22 protein-coding genes, 1 tRNA gene and 1 pseudogene are annotated in these 24,297 nt (G+C 64.3%); 20 read left to right on the forward strand and 4 right to left on the reverse strand.

The window, feature by feature from the left end; translation table 11 throughout:
• Positions 1-165 precede the first annotated feature (165 nt).
• The 11 genes from MSP7336_RS08375 (at position 166) to MSP7336_RS08425 (ending at position 12,211) form a co-directional block, all read left to right on the forward strand.
• On the forward strand, positions 166-837 hold the full coding sequence (locus MSP7336_RS08375; RefSeq protein ID WP_113963483.1) for a TetR/AcrR family transcriptional regulator: 672 nt from the start codon (positions 166-168) through the stop codon (positions 835-837).
• A gap of 443 nt (positions 838-1,280) precedes the next feature.
• Positions 1,281-2,075: an MlaE family ABC transporter permease gene (locus MSP7336_RS08380; protein WP_069394875.1), complete on the forward strand. Its 795-nt coding sequence runs from the start codon at positions 1,281-1,283 to the stop codon at positions 2,073-2,075.
• A gap of 1 nt (position 2,076) precedes the next feature.
• Entirely contained in the window at positions 2,077-2,946 is an 870-nt protein-coding gene (locus MSP7336_RS08385; protein ID WP_069394876.1) for an ABC transporter permease, read from the forward strand.
• 5 nt (positions 2,947-2,951) lie between these two features.
• A complete protein-coding gene (locus MSP7336_RS08390; protein WP_069394877.1) occupies positions 2,952-4,262 on the forward strand; it encodes an MCE family protein in 1,311 nt (436 codons plus the stop codon).
• A complete protein-coding gene (locus tag MSP7336_RS08395; protein WP_069394878.1) occupies positions 4,259-5,299 on the forward strand; it encodes a virulence factor Mce family protein in 1,041 nt (346 codons plus the stop codon). Before MSP7336_RS08390 ends, MSP7336_RS08395 begins: the two co-directional genes overlap by 4 nt.
• Entirely contained in the window at positions 5,296-6,834 is a 1,539-nt protein-coding gene (locus MSP7336_RS08400; RefSeq protein WP_069394879.1) for a virulence factor Mce family protein, read from the forward strand. Before MSP7336_RS08395 ends, MSP7336_RS08400 begins: the two co-directional genes overlap by 4 nt.
• On the forward strand, positions 6,831-8,393 hold the full coding sequence (locus MSP7336_RS08405; protein WP_069394880.1) for a virulence factor Mce family protein: 1,563 nt from the start codon (positions 6,831-6,833) through the stop codon (positions 8,391-8,393). Before MSP7336_RS08400 ends, MSP7336_RS08405 begins: the two co-directional genes overlap by 4 nt.
• The gene (locus tag MSP7336_RS08410) at positions 8,390-9,544 is read left to right on the forward strand and encodes a virulence factor Mce family protein (protein ID WP_069394881.1); all 1,155 of its coding nucleotides are present in this window, start codon (positions 8,390-8,392) and stop codon (positions 9,542-9,544) included. Before MSP7336_RS08405 ends, MSP7336_RS08410 begins: the two co-directional genes overlap by 4 nt.
• The gene (locus MSP7336_RS08415) at positions 9,538-11,085 is read left to right on the forward strand and encodes an MCE family protein (protein ID WP_069394882.1); all 1,548 of its coding nucleotides are present in this window, start codon (positions 9,538-9,540) and stop codon (positions 11,083-11,085) included. Before MSP7336_RS08410 ends, MSP7336_RS08415 begins: the two co-directional genes overlap by 7 nt.
• 86 nt (positions 11,086-11,171) lie before the next feature.
• A complete protein-coding gene (locus MSP7336_RS08420) occupies positions 11,172-11,624 on the forward strand; it encodes a universal stress protein (protein ID WP_069394883.1) in 453 nt (150 codons plus the stop codon).
• Positions 11,625-11,629: 5 nt separating this feature from the next.
• Entirely contained in the window at positions 11,630-12,211 is a 582-nt protein-coding gene (locus MSP7336_RS08425; protein WP_069394884.1) for an ester cyclase, read from the forward strand.
• Here the strand turns inward: MSP7336_RS08425 and MSP7336_RS08430 are convergent.
• On the reverse strand, positions 12,184-12,759 hold the full coding sequence (locus MSP7336_RS08430; protein ID WP_069394942.1) for a TetR/AcrR family transcriptional regulator: 576 nt from the start codon (positions 12,757-12,759) through the stop codon (positions 12,184-12,186). The two genes, MSP7336_RS08425 and MSP7336_RS08430, sit on opposite strands and share 28 nt — an antisense overlap.
• Positions 12,760-12,911: 152 nt before the next feature.
• Between MSP7336_RS08430 and MSP7336_RS08435 the strand changes: the two genes are divergently transcribed.
• From MSP7336_RS08435 to MSP7336_RS24190, 6 genes are all read left to right on the forward strand, one after another.
• Positions 12,912-13,937: an aromatic ring-hydroxylating dioxygenase subunit alpha gene (locus MSP7336_RS08435; protein WP_113963484.1), complete on the forward strand. Its 1,026-nt coding sequence runs from the start codon at positions 12,912-12,914 to the stop codon at positions 13,935-13,937.
• Between the two features lie 6 nt (positions 13,938-13,943).
• A complete protein-coding gene (locus tag MSP7336_RS08440; RefSeq protein ID WP_069394886.1) occupies positions 13,944-15,035 on the forward strand; it encodes an NAD(P)H-dependent amine dehydrogenase family protein in 1,092 nt (363 codons plus the stop codon).
• Between the two features lie 108 nt (positions 15,036-15,143).
• Positions 15,144-17,651: a SpoIIE family protein phosphatase gene (locus MSP7336_RS08445; protein WP_113963485.1), complete on the forward strand. Its 2,508-nt coding sequence runs from the start codon at positions 15,144-15,146 to the stop codon at positions 17,649-17,651.
• A complete protein-coding gene (locus MSP7336_RS08450; protein WP_069394888.1) occupies positions 17,651-17,968 on the forward strand; it encodes an STAS domain-containing protein in 318 nt (105 codons plus the stop codon). The genes MSP7336_RS08445 and MSP7336_RS08450 overlap by 1 nt, the downstream gene beginning before the upstream one ends.
• Before the next feature lie 225 nt (positions 17,969-18,193).
• Positions 18,194-18,269 (forward strand) — tRNA-Thr (locus MSP7336_RS08455).
• Between the two features lie 32 nt (positions 18,270-18,301).
• Complete coding sequence (locus MSP7336_RS24190) at positions 18,302-18,634, forward strand: HNH endonuclease (RefSeq protein WP_113963486.1); 333 nt, start codon at positions 18,302-18,304, stop codon at positions 18,632-18,634.
• A gap of 25 nt (positions 18,635-18,659) precedes the next feature.
• Here MSP7336_RS24190 and MSP7336_RS08465 read toward each other — a convergent pair whose 3' ends face one another.
• Positions 18,660-19,388 (reverse strand): hypothetical protein, encoded by a 729-nt coding sequence (locus MSP7336_RS08465; RefSeq protein WP_069394889.1) that lies wholly within the window; start codon positions 19,386-19,388, stop codon positions 18,660-18,662.
• Positions 19,389-19,517: 129 nt separating this feature from the next.
• On the opposite strand from MSP7336_RS08465, the gene MSP7336_RS08470 reads away from it, so the two are divergent.
• The 3 genes from MSP7336_RS08470 to MSP7336_RS08480 are packed head-to-tail and all read left to right on the forward strand — an operon-like array spanning position 19,518 to position 22,437.
• Positions 19,518-20,237 carry a response regulator transcription factor gene (locus tag MSP7336_RS08470; RefSeq protein ID WP_069394890.1) on the forward strand — a complete coding sequence of 240 codons (720 nt, stop codon included), beginning with the start codon at positions 19,518-19,520 and terminating at the stop codon, positions 20,235-20,237.
• A gap of 17 nt (positions 20,238-20,254) precedes the next feature.
• Positions 20,255-21,688 carry a sensor histidine kinase gene (locus MSP7336_RS08475; protein WP_113963487.1) on the forward strand — a complete coding sequence of 478 codons (1,434 nt, stop codon included), beginning with the start codon at positions 20,255-20,257 and terminating at the stop codon, positions 21,686-21,688.
• A gap of 35 nt (positions 21,689-21,723) precedes the next feature.
• Positions 21,724-22,437, forward strand: coding sequence for a hypothetical protein (locus tag MSP7336_RS08480; RefSeq protein ID WP_069394892.1), 714 nt, complete (start codon positions 21,724-21,726; stop codon positions 22,435-22,437).
• Here MSP7336_RS08480 and MSP7336_RS24195 read toward each other — a convergent pair.
• Positions 22,409-22,825, reverse strand: a complete 417-nt coding sequence (locus tag MSP7336_RS24195) for an HIT domain-containing protein (protein WP_139819698.1) — start codon at positions 22,823-22,825, stop codon at positions 22,409-22,411. The two genes, MSP7336_RS08480 and MSP7336_RS24195, sit on opposite strands and share 29 nt — an antisense overlap.
• 63 nt (positions 22,826-22,888) lie before the next feature.
• A pseudogene (locus tag MSP7336_RS08485) lies at positions 22,889-24,124 on the reverse strand (HNH endonuclease signature motif containing protein); the annotation flags it as partial.
• Positions 24,125-24,297 lie beyond the last annotated feature (173 nt).

Genomic DNA, 24,297 nt, shown 5'->3' on the forward strand with positions numbered 1-24,297 from the left:
CCAAGCGCCCGGTGGACCGCAGGCGCGATCTGTTGCGTGCAGGCTGTCCGCAGGCTGATCGGTGTCGTTCGGGTCGGGCGGCCCAGCCGCCACACCCGGTGGGGGCTTGCGCGGCGAGCGTATGATAGACCGCTCGTACGGTTAGTTTAGTTCTGAAGGGTGCGAATGCCCAGGTCGCCTGGCAGGCGTGGCGAGATTCTCGACGCGTTCGTCCGCTATGTCGCCGAACGTGGCTATGAACGAACGAACATCGGTGACATCGCCGATGAGCTTGGCATGTCCAAGGGCACCATCGTTCATCACTTCGGAACCAAAGCGCAGATGTTGCGAGAGCTCGAAGAAACCCATCTGACCCGCCAGCTCGAGGTGCTCGGCAAGGTCTGGGACCGCTTGGCGTTGCCGCATGAACGGATCGCCGCCGTCATCTACACATCCGTGCTGTTGCAGGTGGTTGCGTGCGACGCGACGGTCGCAAGCCAGCGCGAGGTGATTCACTTGTACGACGACCCGGCGATGCGGCAAGTACGCAAATTGCGTAATCAGTTGCAAACACTCACGATCGAGGAGATCCGCAAGGGAGTCGAAAGCGGGGCTTTCCGCAGCGTGGACGTCGACTTGGCGGCATTGCAGCTTTGGGGATCGCTGCAGTGGATGTGGGTGTGGTTCGACCCCGCCGATTCCCGAAGTCCGGAACAAGTCGGGGCCGCGTTCGTCGACGTGTTCCTCGGCGGATTGCTACTCGACCGCCTGGGGCTCAGCAAGTGGGCTGACCCCTCCGGGGAAGTGGTATCGGTGGTGCGCGAATGCCTTGCCGCGGTATTGAGCGCGACCGATTGACCATCCCAGACGGTTATGACTGTACGTATAGTCGGTTAATCGGACCCGCGAAGTACACCACGCAGTAAGTCCGTACCCCTGCCGACGGCCCGGCAAATGACTAAATGACCAGGTAATACGGCATCTAGCTGCGATATCGCGATGCAAACTGTGAAAATCCAGCTTGAGTCGCTGCGCGGCGAATTATTGACTGCACGTACGGTCTGATGCCATAGTTGCAGCGTGGCTCACACGACGGCGACATCGCGCCAACAGGCAAGGGTCGGCCCTGACGACGGGGAGGATCTTGCGCTGGGCCGCGGGCCGCGTCGACAACCGTCGCGCCCTGACGCGCTGCACCCGAGCCAGCGACGTTCCTCGCTCGCGCAAAGCTCCAAATGGCCCCTAGCTGAGTGCTTTTCGCTGCGGGCCGTCCAGCGCGGTCACGTCGAGGAGTGGCACCGATGACGGCATCGACCATGTTTGTCGGCAGACTGCGCAACCAAATCCGACCGGGAGCGGAAGTCGCCGGTGGCTTTTTCCGGATGTGTGTGCTGACCGGCAAAGCCGTGGCGCGGCCATTCGAATGGCGCGAGTTCATTTGGACTGGCTGGTTTCTCATGCGGGTGTCGCTGCTGCCCACCATCGCGGTGTCCATCCCGGAAACGGTGTTGCTCATCTTCACGCTCAACGTTCTGCTGGCGGAGTTCGGCGCCGCCGACGTCTCCGGTGCCGGCGCCGCGATCGGTGCGGTCACCCAGCTCGGCCCGATCGTGACGGTCTTGGTGGTCGCCGGTGCGGGCGCCACCGCCATCTGCGCCGACCTGGGCGCCCGGACCATCCGAGAAGAGATCGACGCCATGGAGGTGCTCGGCATCGAGCCGATCCACCGGCTGGTGCTGCCCCGCGTCGTCGCCTCGACAGTCGTCGCGGTGCTGCTGAACGGTCTGGTGGTCGCCGTCGGGCTGGGGGGCGGCTATCTGTTCAGCGTGTACCTGCAGAACGTCTCGAGCGGTGCCTACCTGGCCACCCTGACTGCCCTCACCGGTCTGCCCGAGGTGGTGATCGCGATCATCAAGGCCGCGACGTTCGGACTGATCGCCGGTTTGGTCGGCTGTTACCGGGGGTTGATCGCCCGCGGCGGGTCCAAAGGTCTGGGCACCGCCGTCAACGAGACCGTGGTGCTGTGTTTCATCGCGCTGTTCGCGGTCAACGCGGCGCTGACGACGATCGGCGTCCGCTTCGGAACGGGGCGCTGACATGGCGACGGTCGCCGCACCGCGTCCCGGGGCCCCCTCGGCTCACGACATTTTCCGTCGCTACAGCGGCATCCCGGCGCAGCAACTGACCGAGATCGGCCAGATCGTCCGGTTCGCGCTGAGCGCCGTCGCGCAGATCCCGTTCGCAGTGCACCGTTACCGCAACGAGCTGTTGCGGATGATCGCGCAGATGGGGATGGGCACCGGCGCGATGGCCGTGGTCGGTGGCACGGCCGCGATCGTCGGGTTCATCACCTTGTCCGCGGGCTCGCTGGTCGCCATCCAAGGCTTCGCGTCGCTGGGCAACATCGGTGTCGAGGCATTCACCGGTTTTTTGGCCGCGATGGTCAATGTCCGGTTTGTGGCGCCGGTGGCCGCCGGTCAGGCGCTGGCCGCCACGGTCGGCGCCGGCGCCACCGCCGAACTCGGGGCCATGCGCATCAGCGAGGAGATCGACGCGCTGGAGGTGATGAGCGTCAGGTCGATCGCCTACCTGGTGTCCACTCGCGTGGTGGCGGGCTTGGTCGTCATCATCCCGCTCTACGGGTTGGCGATCACGCTGGCGTTCCTGTCCGCCCAGATCACGACCGTCTTCTTCTACGGGCAATCCATCGGCACCTACAACCACTACTTCCACACATTCCTGCGCCTCGATGACGTCGCCTGGTCGTTCGCGGAGGTGATCCTGGTCGCAATCGTCGTGATGACCACCCACTGCTATTACGGCTACAACGCCACCGGTGGACCGGTCGGTGTCGGCGAAGCGGTTGGCCGGTCGATGCGACTGTCGTTGATCACGATCGTGGTCGTGGTGGTACTGACCGCGATGGCGGTCTACGGCAAGAACCCGAACTTCAACCTCACGGTGTAGCTGTCATGACTACGCCCGGGGGCAAGATCAACCCGCCTCGTATCCCGCGATACAAGACAACGGCTGTTGTGTTCCTGGTGGTTGCTGCAGCGGTGTTGGCGTTCGTGTGGTTCCAGTTTCGGGGCTCGCTCACGCCGAAGGTCACACTGACGATGCTCGCCCCCCGGTCCGGTCTGGTGATGGATCCTGGATCGAAGGTCACCTATAACGGCGTGGAAATCGGCCGGGTGGCCCGTATTTCGGAGATCGAGCGAGATGGCCTGCCGGCGGCCGAGTTTGTCTTGGACGTGCACCCGAAATACATCAACCTCATACCGGCGAATGTGGATGCCAGTATCAAGGGCACCACAATCTTCGGCAACAAGTACGTGTCATTCAGATCGCCGAAGCATCCTGTGCCACAGCGAATCACATCAGAGCACGTTATCGATGCAACGTCGGTGACGACCGAGTTCAACACACTGTTCGAGACGATCACCGCGATCGTGAAAAAGGTGGACCCGGTCAAGGTGAACCTGACGTTGGCAGCGGCCGCGGAGGCATTGAACGGGCTGGGTGACAAGTTTGGGCAGTCCATCGTCAACGGCAACGCCATCCTCGACGACATCAACCCGCGAATGCCACAGGTCCGGCATGACATTGCGCAGTTGGCGGCCCTCGGTGACACCTACGCCGACGCCGCACCGGATCTGTTGGACTCCCTTGACAACGCGGTGATCACGGCGCGGACCCTGCACCGGCAGGAAGCCGACTTGGACGCTGCGTTGTTGGCCGCAACCGGATTGGGCAACACCGGTGAAGACATCTTCCGCCGGGGCGGACCCTACCTGCAGCGGGGTGCTGCCGACCTCGTCACCACGGCGCAGCTGCTGGACACCTACAGTCCCGAGATCTTCTGCACCATCCGCAATTACCACGACGCCGAACCTAAAACCTATGAGACGACGGGCGGCGGCAACGGCTACGCGCTGAGAACGATGACCGAGTTGATGTCCGGATTGGGCGGAATACTGACTCCCGCGGGGATAGCGGGCACGTTGCTCACCGGAGGCCTCCTGGGCGTGGCCGGTCTGGTAGGCGGCGCACCGAATCCCTACGTCTATCCGGAGAATCTGCCACGAGTAAACGCACGTGGCGGACCGGGCGGCGCGCCCGGTTGCTGGCAGCCGATCACCCGGGATCTATGGCCGGCACCGTGGCTGGTGATGGACACCGGCGCCAGTCTCGCGCCGTACAACCACATCGACACCGGCTCCCCGTACGCCATCGAGTACGTCTGGGGCCGCCAAGTAGGGGATAACACGATCAACCCATGAAAATCGCCGGCACCGCAGTCAAATTCAGCATCGTTTCGTTGGTGCTGCTACTGATCACTGTCTCGATCGTCATCGTGTTCGGCCAGATGCGCTTCAACGAAGTCAACCACTACTCAGCGGAATTCAGCAATGGCAGCGGACTGCGTGCCGGTCAGTTCGTCCGCGCCTCCGGAGTGGAGGTCGGCAAGGTCAAAGCGGTACAGCTATTCGACGGGGGCAAGCGGGTGCGGGTGGACTTCGATGTCGACCGGTCGATACCGCTGTATCAGTCGACAACCGCGCAGATTCGCTACCTGAACCTGATCGGTGACCGCTACTTGGAACTCACTCGCGGACAGGGTGAGGGCGCTGACCGGGTGCTGCCGCCGGGCGGGTTCATTCCGCTGTCTCGAACCTCACCGGCGCTCGATCTCGACGCCCTGATCGGTGGGTTCAAGCCGCTGTTCAGAGCGCTCGACCCGGACAAGGTCAACACCATCGCGTCGGCGATCGTCACGGTGTTTCAGGGACAGGGCGGCACCATCAACGACATTCTGGACCAGACCGCCCAAGCCACTTCGCATATCGCCGAGCGGGATCAGGCGATCGGTGAGGTGATCAAGAACCTGAACATCGTGCTGGACACGACGGTCAAGCACCGCAAGGAATTCGATCAGACGGTCGACAACTTCGAGAAGCTGATCACCGGCCTGCGTAACCACGCCGACCCGCTGGCCGCCGGCACCGCGAACATCAGCGACGCCGCCGGAACGGTGGCCGACCTGCTGGCCGACAACCGCGATCTGCTGCACAAGCAGATCGAGTACCTGCAGGCTATTCAGCAACCGCTGATCGACCAGAGCGATCAACTCAGCGATTTGATCCACAATTGGCCGACCGCGCTCAACCTGATCGGCCGCAGCATCGGCCTCTACGGCGACTGGGTCAACTTCTACGTCTGCGACGTCACGATCAAGTGGAACGGATTGCAGGCCGGCGGCCCGGTGCGCACGGTCAAGCTCTGGCAGCAACCCTCCGGCAGGTGCACGCCGCAATGAGAACACTCACCGAATTCAACCGTTTTCGCGTCGGGCTCGTCGGCGTGGTTGTGCTGGCGCTCGTCGTCGTTGTGGGCCAAAGCTTCACCAGCGTGCCGATGCTGTTCGCCAGCCCCAGCTACTACGGGCAGTTCGCCAATACAGGTCAACTGAGCAAAAACGACAAGGTCCGCATCACCGGGGTGGATGTCGGCACGGTGCAAGGACTCGAGCTCGACGGCGATCATGTGCTGATCAAATTCTCGATCGGCGCCAACACCATCGGCACCGATAGCCGGCTGGCGATCAAGACCGACACCATTTTGGGTAAGAAGATACTCGAGATCGAGCCACGGGGAACCCAACCGTTGCGGCCGGGGGGCACATTGCCGCTGGGCCAAACAACCACGCCCTATCAGCTGTTCGACGCCGTCTTCGACGTCACCAAGGCCGCCACCGGCTGGGACACCGACACCGTCAAGCAATCACTGAACGTGTTGTCGCAGACGGTCAATCAGACCTACACGCACCTGAGCCCAGCCTTGGACGGGTTGGCAAAACTGTCCGACACCATCGGCAAACGGGACGAGGAGATCAAGCATCTGCTTGCGCAGGCCAACAAGGTGGCCAGCGTGCTCGGTGACCGCAGCGAACAGATCAACCGGCTGTTGATCAACGCGAAAACCCTGCTGGCCGCGTTCAACGAACGGGGCCGGGCCATCGACGCGTTGCTGCACAATGTTTCCGCGTTCTCGGCGCAGGTGCAGGGGCTCATCAACGACAACCCGAACCTGAACTCTGCGCTCGAGCAGTTGCGGACGCTCAGCGACTTGCTGGTCGAGCGCAAAAACGACCTCGCTCAAGGTCTGCAGAATATCGGCCAATTCGCCGCGTCCCTGGGCGAATCCGTGGCATCGGGGCCGTACTTCAAGATTGTTCTGTCCAACCTGCTGCCGTACTGGATCATGCAGCCATGGGTGGACGCCGCGTTCAAGAAGCGCGGCATCGACCCGGAAGACTTCTGGCGCAGCGCCGGGCTGCCCGCGTTCCGCTGGCCCGACCCCAACGGCACCCGGTTCCCCAACGGCGCGCCGCCGCCCGCACCGCCGGTGCTCGAGGGGACCCCGGATCACCCCGGCCCGGCCGTCCCGCCCGGATCGGCGTGCTCGTACACACCGGCACCCGACGCGCTGCCGCGGCCTTGGAACCCGTTGCCGTGCGCGAACGTAGACGCCGGCCCGTTCGGCGGTAGCTTCCCGGCGCCGCTCGATGTGCAAACGTCGGACCCGAATCCGGAGGGTCTGCCGCCGACGCCGGGGATCCCGATTGCCGGGCGGCCCGGTGAGGCACCACCGAACGTGCCGGGCACACCGGTGCCGATTGCGCCGGGGCCGCCCGGTGCGCGCAGCGAACCGCTGGGTCCGGCCGGTCCGCCGCCGCCGCCGTCGACGTTCGCCCCGGGGCTGCCACCTGGCCCGCCGGCGCCGCCGGGACCGGGCCCGCAGCTGCCCGCCCCATTCATCACACCCGGTGGAACGGGAGGTAGCCCGAGTTGAGCAGCATCTTCCCTACCCGCAGGCTGCGCCGGGCATCGGTGATCGGCGGAGTGCTCATTGCCGTGATCGTTCTGCTCGTCGGCTACGGCGGTTTGCGGCTCTACCACAAGTTGACCAACAACACTGTGGTCGCCTATTTCCCGGCAGCCAACGCACTCTATTCCGGGGACAAGGTCGTGATCCTTGGCATCCGCGTGGGTTCGGTCGACAAGGTCGAGCCGGCCGGCGACAAGATGAAGGTGACGTTTCACTACGCCAACAAATACAAGGTGCCCGCCAACGCCTCCGCGGTGATCATCAATCCGACCGTGGTGGCCTCACGCAACATTGCGTTGGAGCCACCCTACCGAGGCGGCCCGGTGCTCGCCGACAACGCAGTCATCCCGATCGAGCGCACCGGCGTGCCCACCGAGTTCGACGAATTACGTAGCAGCGTAGCCAATATCATCGACAAACTCGGTCCGACGCCCGAACAGCCTAAGGGCCCGTTTGGTGAATTCATCGAGTCCTACGCCGACGGGCTGGCCGGCAAGGGCAAACAGATCAGCACCACGCTGGACAGCCTGTCGCAGGCCTTGACCGCGCTCAACGAGGGACGCGGCGACTTCTTCGCGGTGGCACGCAGCCTGGCGCTGTTCGTCAACGCCCTGCACAAAGACAGCCGCCAGTTCGTCGCATTGAACGACAACCTCGCGCAGTTCACTTCTAGGTTGGCCAAATCCGACCGGGACCTCGCCGACGCGATACAGCAATTCGACAGTCTGATCGGCACACTGCGCCCGTTCTTGGACAAGAACCGCGAGGTGTTGGCGCACGATGTCGACAACCTCGCCGACCTGACCACCACGCTGGTCCAACCCGAGCCACTCAATGGTTTGGAGACCGCCCTGCACGTGCTGCCGACGCTGCAGGCGAATCTCAACGGGATCTATCACCCGTCGCACGGCGCGGTCATGTCCATTCCGGCGATCCCGAACTTCTCCAACCCAATGCAGTTCTTCTGCAGCATGATTCAGGCCGGTAGCCGACTCGGCTATCAAGAATCGGCGGAATTGTGTGCGCAATACCTGGCGCCGATTCTGGATGCGATCAAGTTCAACTATCTGCCGTTCGGGTTGAATCTGTTCAGCACCGCCGAGACGCTGCCGAAGCACGTCGCCTATTCCGAGCCACGGCTACAGCCGCCGCCCGGCTACAAGGACACCACCGTGCCCGGGATCTGGGTGCCCGATACCCCGTTGTCGCACCGCAACACTCAGCCCGGCTGGGTTGTCGCACCGGGTATGCAGGGCACCCAGGTGGGGCCGATCACGGCGGGGCTGTTGACCGCCGAATCGCTGGCCGAGCTGATGGGCGGCCCTGACATCGAGCCGCCACAATCAGGGTTGCAAACCCCGCCGGGACCGCCCAACGCCTACGACGAGTACCCCGTCGTGCCGCCGATCGGTGTGTCGGCCCCGCAGGTGCCGGTCCCGCCACCGCCGCCGGGACCCGAGGTGATCCCGGGCCCGGTCGCGCCGACGCCCGCGCCTGCGCTACCCGCGGAGGCCGGATCATGAGCGGACAACGCCGTCGAATCCGGCCCCGGCAGGGCCTGGCGCTACTGCTGGCCGCTGTGACGCTGTCGTCGTGCGCGAATTGGCGTGGGATTGCGAATGTTCCGATGCCCGGCGGCCCGGGCACCGGCCCCGGCTCCTACACCGTGTATGTGCAGATGCCGGACACGCTGGCTCTCAACGAGAACAGCCGGGTGCGGGTGGCCGACGTGTTCGTGGGCACGGTGCGGTCGATCAGATTGAAGAACTGGGTGGCCACGCTGACCCTGGGTCTGAACAAGAACGTCAAGCTTCCCAAGAACGCCACCGCCAGGATCGGGCAGACCAGCCTGCTGGGTTCGCAGCATGTCGAACTGGCCGCGCCGGCCAACCCGTCCCCGCAGCTGCTGCACGACGGCGACACCATCCCACTGGCCAATTCATCCACGTACCCCACGACCGAACAGACGCTGGCCAGTTTCGCGCTGGTCCTGCGTGGCGGCGGCATCCCGAACCTCGAAGTCGTGCAAAACGAGGTCTACAACGTCGTCAACGGTCGGGCCGAGCAGATCCGCGCCTTCCTTTCCAAGCTGGACACCTTTACCGCCCGGCTCAACGAGCAACGCGACGACATCACCCGAGCCATCGATTCCACCAACCGACTGTTGGAATATGTAGCTTCCCGCTCGCAGGTCCTGGATCGGGTACTCACCGAATTCCCGCCGCTGATAAAGCATTTCGACGAGAAGCAACGTCTTCTGATCGATGCGGTCGACGCGGTGGGCCGGCTCAGCCAGGTTGCCGACCAGTACCTGTCCGCGTCGCGAAGTGACATTCACTCCGATCTGCTGTCGCTGCAGTGTCCGTCACGCGAGCTCGGCCGTGCCGCACCGTATCTGATTCGCGCACTCAAACTGATTCTCGCCCAGCCGTTCGATGTCGACTCCGTGCCGAAGTCGTTCCGCGGTGACTACTTCAACCTGTCGCTGACCGCAGACCTGACCCTCAGCTCAGTCGACAACGCAGTGCTCACCGGGACCGGATTCTCCGGAGCGCTGCGCGCGCTCGAGCAGGCCTATGGCCGCGATCCCGAAACGATGATTCCCGACGTCCGTTACACATCCAACCCCAACGACGCACCCGGGGGGCCACTGGTGGAGCGGGCACAATGCTGACCCGATTCATCAAACGCCAGCTGGTCCTGTTCGGCGTACTCACCGCGATCACGGCGGTGGTGCTGGGCGGGTATTATCTGCGGCTGCCGAGCGCGATGGGGATCGGGCAGTACACGCTGAAGGTCAATCTGCCGGTATCGGGCGGCCTTTACAAAACGGCCAACGTGACCTACCGCGGCGAAACCATCGGCAAGGTCACCGCCGTCGTGCCGACCGAGACGGGCGTGCAGGCCACGATGAGAATTGCCAGCCGGTACAAGATCCCGATCGACGCGTCGGCCAACGTGCATTCGGTGTCGGCGCTCGGCGAACAGTATGTGGACCTGGTGTCGGAGGGCAATCCGGGCAAATACTTCTCGTCCGGACAGACCATCACCAAGAGCACCGTGCCCACCGACATCGGGCCCGCGCTGGACGCTGCCAACCGCGGGTTGGCTGTGCTGCCCCGGGACAAGATCTCGGTGCTGCTCGACGAGACGGCTCAGGCGGTCGGCGGGCTCGGGCCCGCGCTGCAACGGCTTGTCGACGCAACCCAGGCCATTGCCAGCGACTTCAAGAGCAACATCGGCGACATCGACGACATCATCGAAAACGCGGGACCGATCCTGGACAGTCAGGTCGACTCGGGCGAGGCGATCAAGCGCTGGTCGCACAACCTGGACATCCTGGCCGCGCAGGCCGCAGAACAAGACCAGCACGTGCAAAGCATCCTCAGCCAAGGTGCGCCCACCGCCGACCAGATCAATTCGGTGTTCGGCGACATTCGCGAATCGCTGCCGCAGACACTGGCGAATCTGGCGATCGTGCTCGACATGCTCAAGCGCTACCACAAAAACGTCGAGCAGCTGCTGGTCGCCTATCCGCAGGGCGCGGCGGCCGCCCAGACCGTGACGGTGGCTTTTCCCGGCTACGCGTCGCTGGACAACGCGCTGACCATCAACCAGCCGCCACCGTGTCTGACCGGCTTTGTGCCGGCGTCCGAGTGGCGATCTCCGGCCGACACCAGCCTGCGACCGCTGCCGTCCGGAACATATTGCAAGATCCCGCAGGACACTCCGGCCAATGTTGTGCGCGGGGCGCGCAACATCCCATGCGTCGACGTCCCCGGCAAACGTGCTGCGACACCGCGGGAGTGCCGCGACCCCAACCCGTACGTTCCACTGGGAACCAACCCCTGGTACGGCGACCCGAACCAAATCCGCAACTGTCCCGCGCCCGGTGCGCGCTGCGACCAGCCGGTGAATCCCGGTCAGGTGATACCCGCGCCGTCGGTCAACACCGGCCTGAACCCCGCGCCCGCCGACCAAGTAACGCCGACACCGCCGCCCGTCAACGACCCGCTGCAACGCCCCGGTTCGGGCACCGTGCAGTGCAATGGGCAGCAGCCAAATCCGTGCGTCTATATCCCCGGCGAGCTGCCCAGGGCCGTCTACAGTCCGCAGAGCGGTGAACTGGTAGGGCCCGACGGCGTCAGGTATTCGGTCGAGAATTCACGTGGAACAGGAGACGACGGCTGGAAGGAGATGCTGGCGCCCCGCTAGCCTGCGTTTCACGGAATATTCGGGCTCGCGCGCATCGGGGCGTTAGGGTCTTGGACAGGCGTTGGCAATGAGGCCGGAGGGCAGACATGACCGCCTATCAGACCGTAGTAGTCGGCACGGACGGCTCGGAATCCTCGCTACGTGCGGTCGCCCGTGCGGGCGCGATTGCCGCCGAGTCGGACGCGAGGCTCGTTCTTGCCACCGGATACGTGCCCCAGAAGACGGATACGCGCGCCGCCGACATCCTCGGCGACGAGGCGTACAAGGTGCAGGGCGCCGCCCCGGTTTACGACCTGTTGCGCGACGCTCGTGAGCGGGCCAAGGCGGCCGGCGCAACCAAGATCGAGGAGCGGGCGATCCAGGGCGCCCCGGTAGACGCGCTGGTCGACCTCGCCGAGGAAGTCGGCGCGGATTTGCTGGTCGTCGGAAACGTCGGGCTCGACGCGCGCTCTGCCATCGTGGCCCGGATGTTCTCGATTCCCGGAAGTGTCGCCAGCCGGTCCAAGGTCGATGTGCTGATCGTGCACACCAGCGGCTGAAAGCCATGGGCCGGTTCGACATTCCGGACATCGACACTCTGCGCGCTCGAGAGAAGCTCGTCCTCGATCACTTCCATGACGAGGTCGCCCAGCGGTGGGACGACGTGCTGGCCACCTTCCCTGTCCCGCACTATGAATTGATTCCGACCCTCACGGTGCACGACGGACAGGCAGAGGTGCGGCGCTATTACCACGACACCCGGGTGGCCTTCCCCGACCAGCACCACGAGATCATCGCGCTGCGCCACAGCGCCGACGCTGTCGTCGTCGAGTTCTGGTTGCTCGGCACCCATCTGGGACCGCTCGGTGCGCTGCCGCCGACCGGGCAGCAGTTCCGGGTGCGGATGAGCGCCTATTTCGTCTTCGACGCTGATGAGAATCTGGTGTGCGAGCGCATCTACTTCGACACCTTGACCATGCTCAAGCAACTGCTCGGCGGCCTGAGCCTCAAGGATCCCCGCTCGTGGCCCAAGCTGGTGCGGGCGTTGCGCGCTGTCGCGACCATGTCCGGCGCACCTGACCCGCGGCTGCTGAGCACCACGCCGCCGGATCTGAACGGTCAGCCCGGGCGAGACTCCTCCAGATAGGTTGCCAGAGCGTTGATCAATCCTTGGCGGGCCTCGTCGAGGTCGGCATAAGAACCGAGTTGGCGTTCGGAGACCAGCCCGCGCATCGCGCCGGGGATGAGGGTGGCAACCTCGCGGACACGTTGGGGGTCGACACCTAAGTCCGCGAAAGCGTTCTGGCAGGTTTCCTGCCAACTCTTACCCCAGGAGAACAGTTCGGCAGCGGTGCGCGGGTAGAGACGCTCCAGCTCTTTGTAGTCCCGCGGCAGCGCGGCCCGCAGATTTTCAATCGCGCGGGAATCCTCTGAGGCCAGCCCACGATAGAGCGTGTCGATGATCGCGCCGACACGCTCGCGCAGCGGCGCGTCGGATTCGACGTTCGCCAACGCCGAGATCGTCGCGTCGCGCCGCTCGGCGGTGCGGTGCAGCACCGCGGCCCAGAAGCCGTCGACGTCGCCGAACTGGTACTGGACCGCCCCCCAGGTCGCCCCGCTTTCCTTGGCGATCCGGCTGGCCGACACCGCAGCAGGGTCGCCCGAGGCAAGCGAACGCACCGCCGCATCGAGCATGTTCTGCCGGGTGGCCAGTCCGCGCTTGTTGCTCCGACGCTGCCGCGCCTCCGCCGGTGTCACAAATTCATAGTACCCTCTATGAACTTGCTGCCGAACGAACTACTATTCCTGGCGTCGCCTGTTAACAACCGCAGGAAGGACCAGCTCACATGGCCAAGCCGCCGCTGTCGATGAAACCGACAGGCTGGTTCCAAATCGCATGGTCCGACGAGATCGGGGTCGGCGCCGTCCACAAGATGAAGTACTTCGGCCAGGAGATGGTGGCCTGGCGGGCCGAGTCAGGACAGTTGACCGTCATGAATGCCTACTGCGAGCACCTCGGCGCTCATTTGGGCTACGGCGGCAAAGTCGTCGGCGAGGTGCTGCAGTGCCCATTTCACGGCTGGCAGTGGAACCAGCAGGGACGCAACGTGTGCATCCCGTACCAGGACCGGCCCAACCGCGGCCGGCGCATCCGCACCTACCCGGTCGTCGAGCGCAACGAGTCGGTCTACATCTGGCATGACGTCGAGGCGCGCGCGCCGTTCTTCGAAGTGCCCGATGTATTCGCCGATTTCGCCGACGGTGCCAGCGCGGCCGATTACTACCCACAGCAGCGCCTCTACGAGCCCGGCCTGGAATTGCACCCGCAGTACGTGCTGGAGAACGGTGTGGATTTCGCCCATTTCAAGTATGTGCACAACACCCCGATCGTGCCGGTGTTCACCCGCCACGACTTCGACGAGCCGGTGTCTTACGTCGACTTCACCATCACCTTCGAAGGTGACGACGCCCAGTCGATCGAGGACGTCAACAGCGGCGTCGAGGCCATCAACGGCGGTCTCGGCGTCGCGGTGACCAAAAGCTGGGGCATGGTCGACAACCGCACCATCTCCGCGATCACCCCGGTCGACGAGTCCACCTCCGATGTGCGGTTCATGGTCTACATCGGCCGGCGCCACGGCAAGGATCCGGTCCGGGCGGAGTCCCGGGCAAAAGAGGTTGGGCGCGAGGTGATTCGGCAGTTCGAACAGGACATCGAAATATGGCGACACCAGCGCTACTCGGATCCGCCGGGCCTGACCACCGATGAGTACAAAGGCTTCACCGCAATTCGCAAGTGGGCGAAGCAGTTCTATCCCGACGGTATCGGCGGCAGCGCAGCCGAAGTGTACGCGGCATCGCAGAAAGGCTGAATTCCAATGATTGCACCCGCTCGACCGATCCGCGTGTTCCAGGTCGCCACCGGCAACGTCGGCTCGGAGATGATCAAGCGGATCGCCGCGCATCCGGACCTGGAACTGATTGGCGTGCATTGCTATTCGCCGGAGAAGATCGGCAAGGACGTCGGCGAACTGGTCGGCTTGGCACCCAACGGGGTGAAGGCGACCGGCACTGTCGAGGAGATCATCGCAGCCAAGCCTGATGTGTTGACGTTTCACGGCGTGTTTCCCGACGAAGACCTCTACGTCAAAGTTCTCGAGGCAGGGATCAACATCGTCACCACCGCCGACTGGATCACCGGCTGGCACCGCGACAAGAACCACCCGCACCCGTCGGGCAAGCCGGTGAGCCAACTGCTGGCGGAAGCTTGCGAGAAGGGCGGTGCGACGTTCTACGGGACTGGAATGAATCCAGGGCTGAATCAGATTCTCGGCGTGGTCTGTTCGGCCGACGTCTCCGAAATCGAGAACATCACCACGATCGAGTCGGTCGATGTGTCGTGCCACCACTCGAAGGAAACCTGGGTCGAAGTCGGCTACGGCCAGCCCGTCGACGATCCGGAAATCCCGGCGAAGCTGGAGCGCTACACCCGCGTCTTCGCCGACAGCGTGCTGATGATGGCCGACTGCTTCGACCTGCCGCTCGACGACGTCACGTTCAGCTATGAGCTGGGCGCGTGCACCAAGGACGTCGATCTGGGCTGGTACAGACTGCCCAAGGGCTCGCTGGGCGGCAACTACATCAAGTATCAGGGCATTGTCGACGGGGTTCCGCGGATCGAGACGCATCTGGAATGGCAGATGACGCCGCACACCGATCCGAGCTGGAACATCAAGGGCTGCTACATCACCCAGATCAAAGGTGACCCCAACATCTACAACAAACACATGATTTTTCCCAAGGACGGTGTGGATCTGTCCGACCCGAAAAACTTCGCGTCGATCGGCATGACCGTCACCGGCATGCCGGCGCTGCATGCGATCGCGTCCGTGGTAGCCGCACCACCAGGATTGCTCACCAGTGCTGACCTGCCGCTGCGTGGATTCGCCGGCAGGTTCAAGTCGCGGTAGGCCCAGCCCCGACCCCATGGCCGCTGAAACGGTTAAGTTGGCCTATATGGACAGCGACCAGCGGGATCCGAGCTCACCGGGCCCGGTCGGTGCGATTTGGTGAGTCGCATGGACGAGCAGCTTGACGAGCTGCGGGCCGCCCGCGACCAGCTGGAACAGTTGGTGCAGGTCATCGTCGAGATCGGTTCCGATCTGGACCTGGACGTGACGTTGCGACGAATCGTCGATGCAGCGATGGAACTGACCGGTGCGCGCCTGGCCGCGCTGGGCATACGCGGACCGGCCGGTGGCCTGGATTCTTTCATCTGCACAGGTATCGACGACGACACGGCGCGGCGGCTCGGCGATCTGCCGGTAGGTGAGGGCCTTCGGGTCGATGATGCGAGCACTCACTCGAAGGCCGCCGCGCTGCAGGGCCACGACCTGCAGATACGCGCTCTGCTCGGCGTGCCGATCATCGCGCGGTCGGCTGACTTGGGCAACCTCTATCTGGCGGACGACCGCCCTGGCCGAGTGTTCTCCGAAGCCCAGGAGAGCGCCGTTCGGGCCTTGGCCTCGGCGGCGGCAGTCGCCATCGACAACGCGCGACTGTTCGAACGAGAACGCGAATCGGCGAAATGGACGAAGGCCAGTCGCCAGATCACCACCGCGCTACTGTCCGGCGACCCGCAGACGGGGCCATTGCAGCTCATTGTCAACCGTGCCCTCGAGTTGGCCCAAGCCGAACAAGCGATACTGCTGGTTCCGGCCGAAACCGAACTCGCCGCCGACGAGGTCGACACCTTGGTGGTGGCCGCGACGGCGGGCCGGTACTCCGCAGAAGTGATCGGGCGGCAGGTTCCGATCGACGGCTCCACCACAGGTGGAGTTGCGCGTCGCGGCATTCCGCTGATCACCGACTCCTTCCAATACCCGATCGAGGGATTCACCGATGTCGGCGAACGCTCGGCGGTGGTGATGCCGCTGATCGCCGACGACGCAGTGCTCGGTGTCATCGCCGTCGCGCGCAATCCGCAGCAGCCGCCGTTCGGTAACGATTACCTCGACCTGGTCAGCGACTTCGCCCGGCACGCTGCTATCGCGTTGGCGCTGACAGCAGGTCGCGAACACGCGCTCAATCAGCAACTCGCGCAAGCCGACACCGTCGACGAGGCGGTGCGGACCGCTGCTGAGGAACTGCGTCGGCTGTGGCGGGCTCGCCGGGTGCTGGCCGTCACCTTTCCCGCTCAGCGCCCTCCTTCCGAAATCTCCTCGAATACACCGGTTTTGGTCTCAGTTGGTGAGCCCGCGCAGTGGGCCGACCTGCCATCCGACACACGTCAGATGCTCAGCTCGCTGCGCGACGGCGACCTGCTCACCCCCAACGCAACACAGCCCGGGACGGCGGGCATCGCGCTGCAGCATCCCGAGGGTGTGCTCGTCGTCTGGATCGAGCTGGCCGAACAACGACCGTTCACTTTGGAGGACCAAACGCTGCTCACGGTGCTGGCCGGCCGACTCGGCCAGGGCCTGCACCGGGTGCATCAGGTTGACCAGCAACGTGAAACCGCACTGGCGTTGCAGCATGCAATCCTCGGCCCCTCTCGTCTTCCGAGCGGGTTCGCGGTGCGCTATGAGGCGGCCAGCCGGCCCCTGCACGTGGGCGGTGACTGGTATGACGTCGTCGACCTCGACGACGGGCGCATCGCGCTGATTGTCGGCGATTGTGTCGGCCACGGCCTCACGGCGGCGACCGTGATGGGGCAGTTGCGCAGCGCCTGCCGCGCGCTGCTGCTCGAGCGCGCCAGCCCCAGTGCGGCTCTCGCGGGGCTGGACCGTTTCGCCGCGCGGCTGCCCGGCGCCCAATGCACCACCGCCGTCTGCGCGGTACTCAATCCCGACACCGGAGAGCTGGTGTACTCCAGTGCCGGTCACCCGCCGCCCATCCTGGTCGACGCCGACGGCGCCACGCGAATACTCGACGACGGCCACACCATCCCGTTAGGCGTACGACCCGATCGGCCCCGTCCGGAAGCCCGGGTGACTATCCCGGCGCGGGCGACGCTGCTGCTGTACACCGACGGTTTGGTCGAGCGCCGCCGCGTCGCGCTCGATGACGGCATCGCGCGCGCGGTGAGCCTGGTCCAGGACGGGCGCACCAGTTCACTCGATGATCTGGCGAACCAGATCATGTCGCGGCTCGCGCCAAGCGGTGGGTATCAGGATGATGTGGCGATGCTGCTATATCGCCATCCGGCCCCGCTGCAGGTGGACTTCCCCGCCCACGCCAGCCAGCTCGCCCACAGCCGCAGCGCCTTGCGCGGCTGGTTGAGCCGGGCCCGGGTGGGCACAGATCAGGCTCACGACATGGTTGTCGCCGCCGGCGAGGCCGTCGCCAATGCCATCGAGCACGGCCACCGGCACAGTCCCGAGGGCATGATCAGGCTGCGTGCGACCATGCTCGTCGACGAGGTGCATCTGACCGTCACCGACACCGGCTCGTGGAAAACGCCGCAACCAGCCGCCAACCCGCACCGTGGCCGGGGTATCAACCTCATGCGGGCGCTCATGCGCGACGTCGCCATCCACGCCGACACCACCGGAACGACAGTCCACCTCTCCGCGAGGATCACCTGATGACCACACTGCTCACCGTCGACACCGCGCGCGGCGACGACGGCGCACTCACGCTGGTCGCGGCGGGCGAAATCGACCTGAGCAACGTCGAGGCCTTCAGTCGGGCACTCGACACGGCCATCACCGAGAATGCCGGCAGCAAAAGGAAACTCACGGTCGACCTCAGCGCCGTGGAGTATCTGGACAGCGCCGCCATCAACGCCCTGTTTCCGCACGCCGAGCAGATCCGTCTCATCGTCCACCCGTTGCTGGTCCGCGTCTGCACGGTCAGTGGCCTGACCGAACTGACCACAGTCGAGGCCCCGCCGAAAGCTTGAGCCCCCTAGGAGGGTGGCACATCGTCGTGCAGACCCATCTTCACCTGACGAACCCAGGCGGGAGTCGTGATTTTGCGGAGTCGGGAGATTTGGCGATATATCGGTAACGCCGACCTAGGCAACCAGTCCCGGTGGAGCTCCACCGGGACCCGCTCAAGTCGGGCGCACAGATCCGACAGGGTCACTGGGTCGTAGAATCGTCATTGGCCCATCGGGCCGGTCCCGGCCGCGTTAGCTCAGTTGGTAGAGCGTCGCCCTTGTAAGGCGAATGGCGAGAGTTCGAGTCTCTCACGCGGCTCCATTTCTGTCGGCGCTAACCGATAGCGTCATCTTGTGTCTATGACCTGTCTCGGTTGCGGAGTCGATTTTGAAGGGCGTCGGCCAAAAGTGTTCTGCACCAATGCATGCCAACAGTCATATCGCCGACGCTTGCTCTTGGAGAATTGGCTCAATACCGGATCTTGTGGTCGCATGTCATACCAAGGTCACTACGTTCGTGACTACCTCCATGAGCAGCAGGGCGGTTGCTGTGCGATTTGCGGCATCGAGGACAAGTGGAATGGCGTGACCAACTGTGACAGCCAGCTACCGACGTACAAGGCGAGGAATCGCGGTAGCGGTCGCCACTATCGGCGACAGCGGTACGCCGACGGTCAGTCGTATTGATAAGGCCGAAGGTGAGCCTGACCGCTTACTCGTCGTGGTCGATGACCCGCTGCGAGCGCACCGGGCGGGTCGAGGTGCGCCGCGACGGGCGCCGGCCGGGCAGCGGGATGCGGTCGGCGATGTTGCTCAGCGGGTTGACGACCATGGTCAGCGAAATGACGGCTTCCTGAAGCGTGGCGATGGCCGGTTCCAGCGCCTCCATCCCGGGAGCCAGTCGGCTGAGGGTGTCGGCGACGTCGGCAAGCTGCTCGAGCGGGCCGTGCCGCGCGGTCAGCTTGTCGATCAGACCGCCCTCGGCCAGCAGCCGGTCGGCCAGCCCGTCCTCGGCCAGCACTCGCTCGATCAACCCGTCGTCGGCCAGCAGCTGATCGGCCAACCCGCCCGGTTTCAGGGCCCGCTCCAATGCGCCGCCCTCCTCGGTCAGCCGGTCGAGCAGACCGCCCGGTGCGGTCAGCATGTCGACGACCCCGCCGGGGCGCAGCAGCCGATCCAGCGGACCGTCCGGCGCCAGCGCCCGACCCAGCGGTGCGTCGTCGTCGAGAAGTCGCGCAAGCCGGTTCGCGCGCGTGATCGCGTCGTCGATGCCCAGCATGTGCGTGACCGCATTCGGCCTGCTCTGTGCCCCTGTGTCGCCGACGGCTCGCTTGGCCAAGTCGACCGCCGAGGCGGCAGCATTCACCCCGGTTTCGGCCGCAGCGAGCCCTACGCGCACGGGGAGGGTGGCGATGCTAGCCAGGCTTTTGCCGAGGTTCATCCCCTGAGTGTAGGCACGTCAGCCTGCGGTTATCCCAGTACGAGCCAGACGGACTTCTCACAAAATTTCACAGCAACTTTGCAGGTTCCATGGAGGTTACGCTTATGCAAGTACGAGGGAATTGATCCCATGACACCGGCAAACGGAAACGGCAACCCGCCCGAGGCGCGTGTTCTCGTCGTCGACGACGAACCCAACATCGTCGAATTGCTCTCGGTGAGTCTGAAATTTCAGGGTTTCGAGGTGCATACCGCGACCAACGGGCCGGTGGCGCTGGATCTTGCGCGCGAGGTCAAGCCGGACGCGGTGATCCTCGACGTGATGATGCCGGGCATGGACGGCTTCGGTGTGCTGCGACGGTTACGTGCCGACGGTATCGACGCGCCTGCGTTGTTTTTGACCGCCCGCGACTCACTGCAGGACAAGATTGCCGGATTGACCCTCGGCGGCGACGATTACGTGACCAAGCCGTTCAGCCTGGAAGAAGTGGTCGCGCGGTTGCGCGTCATCTTGCGTCGCGCCGGCAAGGGCGTTACCGAGCACCGCAACTCCCGGCTGACCTTCGCCGACATCGAACTCGACGAGGACACTCATGAGGTGTGGAAGGCCGGCAAACCAGTTTCGTTGTCTCCGACCGAGTTCACGCTGTTGCGTTATTTCGTGATCAACGCCGGCACCGTGTTGAGCAAACCGAAGATCCTCGATCACGTGTGGCGGTATGACTTCGGCGGCGACGTGAACGTCGTCGAGTCGTATGTGTCGTATCTGCGACGCAAGATCGACACTGGTGAAAAGCGGTTGCTGCACACGCTTCGCGGGGTGGGGTACGTGCTGCGAGAACCGCGATGACTAGCAGTTGGTAGGCGATGGCCAACCACCATCGCGGTGCACTGCCGCTGCGGGTCAGCCTCATTGCCGCCACGTTGGTGTTGGTTGCGTGCGGTCTGGCGGCTTCCGGGATCGCGGTTACTTCGATCCTGCGGCACAGCTTGATCAACCGCGTCGACCAGAACCTGATCGACGCGTCGCGCGGCTGGGCGCAGGCGCAGCACCGGTCCGCGCAGGTTCAAAGCGAGGCCCCGAACGTCAACCGCCCGCCGTCCAACTTCTACGTGCGCAGCATCGGCCGTGACGGTCGTACCTGGACGGTGGTCAACGATCGCCGCGCCGAGCCTGCACTGCCTGACAACAACGATGTGGGACCCGAACCGACGACGATCGGATCGGTGAACAACTCCGGCGTGCAATGGCGGGCGGTGTCGGTGCGGGGGCCGATGGGCAGGCTGATCACCGTCGCCTACGACCTTTCCGACGTGCAGCACACGGTCCGCTCACTGGTGTGGTTGCAGCTGGGCATCGGCGCGGTGGTGTTGGTGGTGATCGGTGTCGCGGGTTCGGCGGTGGTGCATATGAGCTTGCGTCCGCTGAACGAGGTCGAGCAGACCGCGGCCGCGATCGCCGGTGGACAGCTCGATCGCCGCATTCCGGAGCGTAGTTCGCGGACCGAGGTGGGCCGACTTTCGTTGGCGCTCAACAGCATGCTGGCTCAGCTTCAGCAAGCGGTGGCGTCTTCGGAGTCGTCGGCGGAGAAGGCGCGCACGTCGGAGGAGCGGATGCGCCAATTCATCACCGATGCGAGCCACGAACTACGCACGCCGCTCACCACCATCCGTGGATTCGCCGAACTGTATCGGCAAGGTGCCGCACGCGACGTCGAGATGTTGATGTCGCGCATCGAAAGCGAATCACGCCGGATCGGGCTGCTGGTCGACGATCTGCTGCTGTTGGCCCAGCTGGACGCACAACGGCCTGTCGAACGCCACCGAGTGGACCTGCTGGCGCTGGCCAGTGACGCGGTGCATGACGCACAGGCGATCGCCCCGGGGCGCACGATCACCATGGTTGTGCTCGACGGTCCTGGCACTCCAGAGGTGCTTGGCGACGAAGCCCGGCTGCGTCAGGTGCTGAGCAACTTGATGGCCAACGCGTTGCAGCACACGCCGGACAGCGCCGATGTCACCGTGCGAGTCGGAACCGATGTCGACAACGCCATTTTGGAGGTTGTCGACCAGGGTCCGGGAATGAGTCAGGAAGACGCCCAGCACATCTTCGAGCGTTTCTACCGCGCCGACTCGTCGCGGGCGCGTAGCAGTGGCGGCACCGGGCTGGGTTTGTCGATCGTCGATTCGCTGGTACGCGCACATGGCGGCAAAGTCTCGGTGACCACGGCGCCCGGGCAGGGCTGCCGGTTCTGCGTCGTGCTGCCGCGTGTCGCCGATGTCCCCGCCAAGGTAAGTTAGTTCGGCTGTGCACGATTCGAGCAGACGAGGGTTTGATGACGACGCAGAAACAAAGGTTGGTGCCCGACCGTGACACCCCGACCGCGCTCGCTGCTCTGTACGCAGCTGAACGGACCGACGTGCAAAACATTCTGGGGCACGCACTCACCCTGGTCAGCATTCTGGTGGCCTATACCACGGTAATTGGTGCGGCCTGGGCGACGAGGCCGGACACGATACCGCACGCGTTGGTGCCCATCGTTCCCATACCCGCATTGCTGGTGATCGCGTGGCATTCGCAGCTCAACAGCCGAGTGTGGGCGCACAACCAAGCGATCTTCATACTCGAGCAGAGGCTCTTGGATCAGATCCCCAGTATCGAATATCCGACACGGCTCTGGATCGGACACACCAGCGGCCGATTGGTGAATGAGATCCCGATTCTGTTGAAAGAACGAAGGTTTGGGATTGCCGCCGCCAGCCTCATCGCGTACGGGGGACTGCTGATCATCGTGCTGGGCCTGACGGTTTCAAGCCTCGTGGTGCCGATCGTCGTCAACCAGGATTGGCAGGGTTTGGCGTGGGCGATGGCGGTGGTGTACGCGGTCATCGTGTTCCTGCTCGCCGCCTCCTACAAGTCGACCTTCGACATCAACATCGCGAAAATGGACGAGTGGGCGATATCAGCCCACAACTCGTTTCCCGAGGCTTTTCCCGAGCAATTCAAGACCCCCGCGGGGCTTAGGTCAGCTCGGCCAGGGCCGCCTTGATCTTGGCCTGCGCTTCGTCAAGCGATTCAGGCGACGGGTTGCGGTCGACGTTGGCGAAGCCGAAGTCGCTCAGGCTGCGGGTTGGGAAGACGTGCACGTGCAAGTGAGGAACTTCTAACCCAGCGATGATCAGCCCGGCCCGTTCGGTGGTGAACGCCTTGCACACGGCCTTGCCGATCAGCTGTGCCACCCCCATCACTCGGCTGAACACTGCGTGGTCGATGTCTTGCCAGTTGTCGATCTCGGCGCGCGGAACCACCAGCGTGTGCCCCTGCGTCATCGGTTCGATCGTCAGGAACGCGACGGTTTCGTCGTCCTCGTAGACGAACCGTCCCGGAAGCTCGCCGTTGATGATCTTGGTGAAGACAGTTGCCATGGGCTTCAGCATATGGACCGGCCAATGGTTGTTTATGCCGCAACCCGTTTGGGCTTGTTTCCGGTAGCCGCTTGAGTTGGTTGTTGGTGGGGGTTGGGGTTGGAAGGGTTCGTACCACCACCAGTCGGCGCGTTCGCCGAGGGGTCCGCGACACGGCGGCACCGCCGGCGGGGGTTTGTTTGGTGGGCGCGCCAGTGATCCTGTGCTCAGTGCCTGCCCGTCGCTGTCGGTGACGGTGAACTCATGGGCGGTTCCGCTGATGGTGATGACCCCGCGATGGTGCAACCGGTGGTGATACGGACACACCAGCACCAGGTTGGCCAACTCGGTGGGCCCGCCGTCTTCCCAATGCCGGATGTGATGAGCATGCAGACCGCGGGTGGCCGTACAGCCGGGCACCGCGCACATCGGGTGGCGGTGCTCAAGCGCGCGGCGCAACCGCCGATTGATCACCCGCGTGCTTCGCCCGGCGCCGATGGGCTGCCCGGCCCGTTCGAACCACACCTCACAGGTGGCATCACAGCTCAAATACCGGCGCTCGGCATCGCAGAGCACCGGACCCACATGCAGCGCCGCGACACGCTGCCCGACGTCCAGATGCATCACCACCGTGGTGTGCTGCCCGTGCGAGCGGCGCGCGGCTTCGGTGTCCCAGCCGGTCTCCACCAACCGCATAAACGCATCCACCGTCGACGGCAGCGGCGGCCCATTCACCGATCCACGCTCGCGGTCGTGTTTCCACTGCGTGATCAGCGCATCACGATGCGAGGCCAAGGCCGCATCGAACGTCGCCGCCTCCAGATGCCCCAACTTGATCCGCCAGCAGCTGCCCTCGGCATCGCTGGTCTTGGTGATCGAGCGCCGCGGTTCGCGCCGAGAATCCGGTCCGGGCCGCGGCTCGAGCTTCAACGCGGTACGCAACTGGCTGACCGTGGCCACCTTCGCCAACCGCTCATAATGCTCATCGGAACCGTCTCCGGCGCGCGCGGCAATCACACCGACCTGATCCAGCGACAACCGACCCTCAGCCATACCCGCCGCACAACGCGGAAACTGCTCCACCCGACGCGCCAGCGTGGCCATCGTGTGCGCATTGGCCGACGACCAGCCCAACTTCCAAGCCACCACCGCCGCCAGCGAACGCGCACCGGTCAAACCCCACAACTGGTCGCGATCCAACTCCGCGGCAATCTGCACAATGCGCCCATCAATCGCATTGCGCTGACCAGCCAACTCCGCCAACTCCTCGAACAACACCTCCAGCCGATGCGATCGAAGACATAACCGCATCATCACACCCGGGTACGACATTGATGATGGAAGAGCGTCACCGCGCAGGTCGTGACTCTGGGTATGACTGACGCCCTGCTGGGTTGTCTTTAACTTGATCTGTCCGGTCTGCGTGGTGCGCGTCTTGTTCACGCCGGACAGGACGGACATGACCTAATCAGGAGCCTGGCCGTTCCTCATCAATGTCTTGTCTG

Source organism: Mycobacterium shimoidei, from assembly GCF_900417275.1.
In the GTDB taxonomy this organism is placed as follows: Bacteria; Actinomycetota; Actinomycetes; order Mycobacteriales; family Mycobacteriaceae; genus Mycobacterium; species Mycobacterium shimoidei.

What these genes read in the sequence shown, in the direction of transcription:
- MSP7336_RS08375 (WP_113963483.1), top strand. Translation starts at nt 166, where the DNA reads ATGCCCAGGTCGCCTGGCAGGCGTGGCGAGATTCTCGACGCGTTCGTC.
- MSP7336_RS08380 (WP_069394875.1), top strand. Translation starts at nt 1,281, where the DNA reads ATGACGGCATCGACCATGTTTGTCGGCAGACTGCGCAACCAAATCCGA.
- MSP7336_RS08385 (WP_069394876.1), top strand. Translation starts at nt 2,077, where the DNA reads ATGGCGACGGTCGCCGCACCGCGTCCCGGGGCCCCCTCGGCTCACGAC.
- MSP7336_RS08390 (WP_069394877.1), top strand. Translation starts at nt 2,952, where the DNA reads ATGACTACGCCCGGGGGCAAGATCAACCCGCCTCGTATCCCGCGATAC.
- MSP7336_RS08395 (WP_069394878.1), top strand. Translation starts at nt 4,259, where the DNA reads ATGAAAATCGCCGGCACCGCAGTCAAATTCAGCATCGTTTCGTTGGTG.
- MSP7336_RS08400 (WP_069394879.1), top strand. Translation starts at nt 5,296, where the DNA reads ATGAGAACACTCACCGAATTCAACCGTTTTCGCGTCGGGCTCGTCGGC.
- MSP7336_RS08410 (WP_069394881.1), top strand. Translation starts at nt 8,390, where the DNA reads ATGAGCGGACAACGCCGTCGAATCCGGCCCCGGCAGGGCCTGGCGCTA.
- MSP7336_RS08415 (WP_069394882.1), top strand. Translation starts at nt 9,538, where the DNA reads ATGCTGACCCGATTCATCAAACGCCAGCTGGTCCTGTTCGGCGTACTC.
- MSP7336_RS08420 (WP_069394883.1), top strand. Translation starts at nt 11,172, where the DNA reads ATGACCGCCTATCAGACCGTAGTAGTCGGCACGGACGGCTCGGAATCC.
- MSP7336_RS08425 (WP_069394884.1), top strand. Translation starts at nt 11,630, where the DNA reads ATGGGCCGGTTCGACATTCCGGACATCGACACTCTGCGCGCTCGAGAG.
- MSP7336_RS08430 (WP_069394942.1), bottom strand. Translation starts at nt 12,759, where the DNA reads ATGCTCGATGCGGCGGTGCGTTCGCTTGCCTCGGGCGACCCTGCTGCG.
- MSP7336_RS08435 (WP_113963484.1), top strand. Translation starts at nt 12,912, where the DNA reads ATGGCCAAGCCGCCGCTGTCGATGAAACCGACAGGCTGGTTCCAAATC.
- MSP7336_RS08440 (WP_069394886.1), top strand. Translation starts at nt 13,944, where the DNA reads ATGATTGCACCCGCTCGACCGATCCGCGTGTTCCAGGTCGCCACCGGC.
- MSP7336_RS08445 (WP_113963485.1), top strand. Translation starts at nt 15,144, where the DNA reads ATGGACGAGCAGCTTGACGAGCTGCGGGCCGCCCGCGACCAGCTGGAA.
- MSP7336_RS08450 (WP_069394888.1), top strand. Translation starts at nt 17,651, where the DNA reads ATGACCACACTGCTCACCGTCGACACCGCGCGCGGCGACGACGGCGCA.
- MSP7336_RS08465 (WP_069394889.1), bottom strand. Translation starts at nt 19,388, where the DNA reads ATGAACCTCGGCAAAAGCCTGGCTAGCATCGCCACCCTCCCCGTGCGC.
- MSP7336_RS08470 (WP_069394890.1), top strand. Translation starts at nt 19,518, where the DNA reads ATGACACCGGCAAACGGAAACGGCAACCCGCCCGAGGCGCGTGTTCTC.
- MSP7336_RS08475 (WP_113963487.1), top strand. Translation starts at nt 20,255, where the DNA reads ATGGCCAACCACCATCGCGGTGCACTGCCGCTGCGGGTCAGCCTCATT.
- MSP7336_RS08480 (WP_069394892.1), top strand. Translation starts at nt 21,724, where the DNA reads ATGACGACGCAGAAACAAAGGTTGGTGCCCGACCGTGACACCCCGACC.
- MSP7336_RS24195 (WP_139819698.1), bottom strand. Translation starts at nt 22,825, where the DNA reads ATGCTGAAGCCCATGGCAACTGTCTTCACCAAGATCATCAACGGCGAG.